Annotated in this window: 4 protein-coding genes; all 4 read right to left on the bottom strand. The window is 60.5% G+C overall.

Features of this window, described 5'->3' with window-relative positions:
- A partial coding sequence (locus AAC126_RS21395) for an ABC transporter substrate-binding protein (RefSeq protein ID WP_339857348.1) occupies positions 1-1,131 on the bottom strand: 1,131 nt, incomplete at its 3' end.
- A 100-nt stretch (positions 1,132-1,231) separates the two neighbouring features.
- Positions 1,232-2,314, bottom strand: a complete 1,083-nt coding sequence (locus AAC126_RS21390; RefSeq protein WP_339857346.1) for an ABC transporter ATP-binding protein — start codon at positions 2,312-2,314, stop codon at positions 1,232-1,234.
- Positions 2,311-3,141: a DeoR/GlpR family DNA-binding transcription regulator gene (locus tag AAC126_RS21385; RefSeq protein WP_339857345.1), complete on the bottom strand. Its 831-nt coding sequence runs from the start codon at positions 3,139-3,141 to the stop codon at positions 2,311-2,313. The genes AAC126_RS21390 and AAC126_RS21385 overlap by 4 nt, the downstream gene beginning before the upstream one ends.
- Before the next feature lie 208 nt (positions 3,142-3,349).
- Entirely contained in the window at positions 3,350-6,013 is a 2,664-nt protein-coding gene (locus tag AAC126_RS21380; protein WP_339857343.1) for a TRAP transporter large permease subunit, read from the bottom strand.
- Between the last annotated feature and the right edge of the window lie 128 nt (positions 6,014-6,141).

Here is a 6,141-nt window from a genome sequence, read left to right as displayed (position 1 = left end):
TTCAAGCTGATCGCGGGCAACCAGGGCCGGCGGGAAATCGGCGACATAGGCCTTCATTTCCGGCGTTTCCCAGGTATCCGGACGCGGCGCGACATAACCGGTCGCAATGGTCCATTTGGCTGCCTGCTTCGGTGCGGTGATCCACTTGATGAAGTCGAGGGATGCCGCCTTCTGCGCGTCCGTCGAGTCCTTGAAGATGTAGAAGTTACCGCCGCCGGTCGGCGCGCCACGGCGCTTGTTGGCCGGAAGCATGGCCACACCGAAATCGAACGGCGCATTGGCGCGGACGTTGGTCAGGTTGCCGGTTGTGGTCCACATGATGGCGGACTCACCCTCGAAGAAGGCCTTCGGGGTGGCGCCCCACTCGATGATGCCCGGTGCCATGACTTTGTGCTTGGCGCTGAGATCGACGAGATACTTCAATGCCTCGATGACTTTCGGGTCGGAGAAGTTGGTCTTGTTGCCGTCGCTGTTGGCCAGGATGACGTCATTCTCGGTGGTCAGGCCCTGGAACAGCCAGTAGGGGAAGCCGGAACTCGGAATGCGCACACCCCACTGGGTGACGTTTCCTGCGGCGTCCTTGACGGTGAGCTTCTTGCCGAACTCAACCAGCTCGTTCCAGGTTGCCGGCGGGATGTTCGGGTCGAGACCGGCTTTCTTGAAGGCTTCCTTGTTCCAGTACATCACCGGAGTGGAGCGCTGGAACGGAATGCCATAGGTCTTGCCACCAGTCTGGCTGTTTTCCATGAAGGCCGGATAGAAGGCTTTCAGCCAGGCTTTGTCTTCGTCACTCTTGATCAGGTCGTCGAAGGCAACGATGGCGTCTTCCTCTATCAGGGTGAACATGTCGACGGACAGGATCACGGAAAGCTGCGGAGGCTGGCCGCCTCGTGCGGCCGTCAACGCCTTGGTGATGGTGTTCTGATAGCTGCCTGCATAGACCGCATCGATTTTCACGTCCGGATGGGCCGCGGCATATTCGTTGGTCAGGGCTTCAATCGTGTCTGCTGCCTTGCCGCCGACGGCGACCGGGAAGAAGAACTGCAGGTCGACGGCCTGGGCCGTGCCGGCGAGGGAGAGCGACATCGCAGCCGCGACGGCGCCAATCCCAAGCTTTTTCGTGAAGTGCATCGCTTTCAAGTCCTCTCGTCTGAAACTGGTTTCCGGACGGTCTCCGTCCGGCATGCTCCGGAGCCCTGTGGGAGGCTCCAATTCCTGATCGGTGCTCGCGCTATGCGTCCGCACGGGTCAGGAGATCGTCCCGCCGCCTGCCAGAGGCGGCTTCGAACAGATGAACGGCGTCGCGCGGCCAGGAGAGGCCGACATCGCTGCCTGTTGTGAGGGTGTCGGCATTCCGGGTCCGGACCGTCAGGCGTTCGCTGCCGATACGGCAGTCGACCAGGGTATCGGCGCCGAGATATTCGACGGCCTCGACCGTGGCCCGGCACGGGCTGTCGGCCCTGAAACTGATTTCTTCCGGCCGGATGCCGATGGAGACGGGAATATCCGGCTTGCCGGAAAAAACGGGGGCGGTGCTTCCCGAATCCTGCCCGTTGAAGCGGGCATCATTGCCGCTCCACTCAAGTGCGAGCACGTTCATCGGCGGTGTGCCGATAAAGCGCCCGGCAAAGCTTGTGGCCGGTTTCCGGTATGTTTCCGCCGGTGTGGCATTCTGCTCGATCCGGCCATCCTTCAGCAGGATGATGCGGTCAGCCATGCCCATGGCCTCGGCCTGATCGTGTGTGACATAGACCATTGTCATGCCGAGCTTGCGCTGCAGGGCGCGGATCTCCACCCGCATCTCGTGCCGCAGTTTGGCGTCCAGGTTCGACAGCGGCTCGTCCATCAGACAGATCGGCTTTTCGGCGATGATCGCCCGGCCGAGCGCGACCCGCTGCTGCTGGCCGCCGGAAAGCTGGTTGGGCCGCCGGTCGAGCAGGGCCGAGAGGCCGATCAGCTCGGCTACCCGGCCAAGCCGGTCTTGCTGGTCTTTCTTGCCGGTCTTGCGGACCTTGAGTCCGAACAGGATGTTCTCGGCGACAGTCAGATGGGGAAAGAGTGCGTAGGACTGGAAGACCATCGACAGATCGCGTTCCGCCGGGGGCAGGTTCGTAACGTCCCTGCCGCCAATGACAATGCCGCCGCTACTGGCGCTCTCCAGCCCTGAAATGAGCCTCAGGATAGTGGACTTTCCGCATCCCGACGGTCCAAGCAGGACGGCGAACGAGCCTGGCTCGACCTCGAAGGAAACATGGTCCACGGCTGTTGCCGTGTCCCAGTGTTTTGTCAGTCCGGTAACGGAGATTCCGGTCATTCTCCGGCTTCCGCGAACTCTGGGAGGAGGGCAAGCGCGGCGCTGTCATCTCCGGCCGTGACCAGCTCGTGCCCCGCATCGCGGATCATGGCGCCGATTTCCTCGGGCGGCTCCCCGTCACAGAACACAAGATCAGGATCGGAGATATGGCCGCCACGGACATAGGCCGCGCGTCCGAACTTCGTGTGGTCAAGCACGACGACCTTGGTCCGGCAGTTCTGGCTGATGGTCTCTCGCGCGCGGATTTCGTCCTCCGTGAAGTCCAGCAGGCTGCCATCCGCATCCACGCCGCCGACGCCAAACAGGCCGAAATCCACTTTGTAGGCGGAGAAGAACTGCTCGACCTGCTGCCCCAGCACGTCACGTCCCTCCTGCCGAATACGCCCGCCCGCGATGGTGACTTCGAAGGTCGGGTTAGCGCTGGCTGTCAGGGCGGCGGCGATATTGTTCGTGACGATCCGCAGTCCGGTATGGGAGCGCAAGGCGCGCACGACCATTTCCGGTGTCGTGCCGATGCTGACGGCAATCGAGGCCCCATCGGGGATGCGCGCTGCCACGGCGTTCGCTATCCGGGCCTTCGCACCGGCATTCAGGATCATGCGTTGGTCGAAATCGATATTCGTATTCGGGGAAGGGAGCTCGACCCCGCCATGCCGCCGGCGCAGCAGCCCGCTGTCGCAGAGCTGGTTCACGTCCCGGCGGATGGTTTGTTCGGTCACGGCAAACCGGTCCGCAAGTTCGATAATCGCCTGGTAACCGGCGGCCCGGACCAATTCGGTGATTTCAGCCCGGCGTTTGGATGCGTTCGAGGAAAAACTGGGAGCCACGGAATTGCCTTCGCATTGGTGTTCGAATGAATGCGAGGCGAAAACTAGCGAGGCTGTGTTGCGGAAATACGGTTCGTTTTATGACGGTTAGATAACGGTGAATGTGCGTTCGAACGCTCGGCATCTGCCCCCGTTTGAGCCGCGGGCAAGAAAAAAAGCCGGGAAACACAAGGTTTCCCGGCTTTCATGCGATCCTTTTGGCGATCGGCTAGAAGTGCAATGAAATGTCCACATGGTTGGACTGGCACGCGGCAACCTCAAGGGCAATTTCGTGCGGCAGGCGATCTTGGAGGCGGAGACCGATGTTGTTTTTGATCGCCGCATCATAGGTGGCCAGTTTCGCGCTGAGCGATTGCTGGGCCGCCTGACGCCAGGAGACTTCTTCGGCGTAAAGCGTTTTGGCTTCCTGAAGTTCTTCCAGTGCCTTCTCCGGATCCGGTGTCTTGCCCCGGAGCGCTCTGCGGACCTTGCTGAGCGCGGAACGGATGGAGCCTGCTTCCGGAACCGCGCCAATCTTGGACTCGACCTCCTTAATCGCCTCTTCAGCCTGTTTTGGCTCAAGATCGGTCACCGCTTGCGCGAGAGCGTCGATGTCACCTGAGAGTGCAATCAGCGCATCCGTGCCTTGCAGGGTGGTCCGAAGCATCTGGATCGGCTCATAAGCAGTATCGACCGTTCTGCGGTAGCTGAGGCGTGCCTTCTTCTCCGTGGAGAGGATCTTGGTGAAGGTCTTGTGCTCAGGTTCCCAATTAGCGGGAATCTCGCTCTCAAGGGCGGCTTTTTCAGCTTTCAGCCGTTCAATACGAGCCAGGACTTTCTCGATCGCTCCGGGTTTGCTGTCTTTCTGCCGCTTCATGCTGGCAAGGGTCTGCTCGAGCTCCTTGATTTCAGCGGCATGCTTGAAGATGTCACGCTGGATGGCCCGGACCGAAACATGCAGAGGTTTGTAATCGACCGCTGCAGTGTCGATGGCAGCCGTTGCGGCGAAAGCTTCTTCAAGTGCCGGGAAGGCCTGTTCCGCCGAGGCAAAACTCTTCTTGAGATCGTTCTGGACCGACTTGGGCAGGTTCGAAAGATCCCAGCCCTTTGCATCCGCGATAGCCGCCCGGATTTCGTTACCGTTCTGGGCAAAGGCCGTCTGGATATAGTCCTCGATGCAGACCTGCAGCCGCGGATTCTTTGGCGGCGGGGCGCTTTCGGAAGTGAGGGACATCCGGTTCGGCAGATAGTTCACCAATTGCGGTGTAATGCCGACAATGAAGAGGGCAAAAAGCTGCAGAGAGATGAACGGGATCACGCCCTTGTACATCGACAGTGTCTTCACTGCCGCCGGGGCAACACCACGCAGATAGAAGAGTGCGAAGCCGAAAGGCGGTGTCAGGAAGGATGTCTGGATGTTCATGCCGATCATGACACCGAGCCAGACCGCCGTGATGTTGGCGGACGGATCGGCAAGCAGGATCGGGGCAACAATCGGCACCACGACCACGGCGATCTCGATGAAGTCGAGGAAGAAGCCGAGGATGAAGATCACACCCATGACGATGATGAACTGGGCCCAGAACCCGCCAGGCAGGCCGGTCAGAAACTCACGGACGAGTTCTTCCCCGCCGAAGGCCCGGAAGGCGGCCGTCAGCATCGCCGCGCCGAGCAGAATGATGAAGACCAGCGCCGATGTCTTGGCCGTCTCCACCATCACATCGCGCAAGGTGTTTTCGATGTGGAAGGTTCTGATACCGCTCCAGATGATCGCGATCAGGAACATGGCGACAGCGACAAGAGCGATGACGACAGCCATCACATCCGCGGATGTCTGGATGTTTCGGATGTTGATCGGATGGACGCTGTTCAGCACCAGGATAACGACAAGCGAGCCCATCGCCATCACGGCCGGATAGAAAGCGCCCTTGCGGCCATCGAAGAGGCGATAACCGGCCATGACCATGGCGCCGACGGCACCGATGGCGCCCGCCTGGTTCACGGTCGCGATGCCTGTGATGATGGAGCCGAGGACAACAAAGATCAGGGTCAGCGGCGGGACGAGCGAGAGCAGGACGCGTGCCGCGAACTTGCGGTCATACTGCCCTTCAAAGGGAACGGCCGGTGCGATCTTCGGTTTGAAAAATGCGACGATCAGGATGTAGGCCATATAGAGGCCGACAAGGACGAGGCCGGGCAGCAGGGCGCCCATGAACATGTCGCCGGCGCTGGTCGAGTTGACACCGAACGAACTCGGCATCGTGAATTCGCCGGTTGTTTCCTTGAAATAGGCCGTCCGCGCCATGCCCGCCTGGTCGACCGCGCTGGAGAGCTGATCGGCGAGGATGATCAGGACGATGGAAGGCGGGATGATCTGTCCGAGTGTGCCTGAAGCGGCGATTGTCCCGGTCGCAAGTGAATGCGAATAATTGTTACGCAACATCGCAGGCAGGGAAATCAACCCCATCGCAACCACGGTCGCGCCGACGATACCGGTCGTCGCCGCGAGCAACGCGCCCACGAAGACGACGGAAATGCCGAGGCCGCCGCGGATCGGGCCGAAAAGCTGCGCCATTGAGACCAGAAGGTCTTCGGCGATTTTCGAGCGCTGCAGCATGATGCCCATGAAGACGAAAAGCGGGATCGCTATGAGCGTATCCCTCTCGACTTCCCAATAGACGCCCCGGAAGTTTGTCACGCCGGCCGTCAGCCAGTTAACCGGCCCGCCTTGTGCGAAATAGGCGGCCGCATCGCCGGCGAAGAGTTCGCCGGTAAGAGCAGCAAGCCCAATGGTGATAATGGCGGAGCCAGGCAACGCGAAAGCGACCGGAAATCCGGACGCAAGCGCGGTTGCCATGATCACGACAAGCAGGAGGAGGAATACGAGTTCCATCGATCAGGTTCGCTCTTCAGGTCTTAATGGGCGGAGGAACCGCCGATTTCACGTCGGCCGGGTTCGTCTCGGTAATCGGCAAGGCTTTCCAGAATGTAGCTGGCAAACTGGATCATCATGGTGACGGC

The organism is uncultured Nisaea sp. (assembly GCF_963974195.1).
Classification (GTDB): domain Bacteria; phylum Pseudomonadota; class Alphaproteobacteria; order Thalassobaculales; family Thalassobaculaceae; genus Nisaea.
Note: the sequence above shows the minus strand (reverse complement) of the source record. Positions and strands in the feature narration are given on the sequence as shown.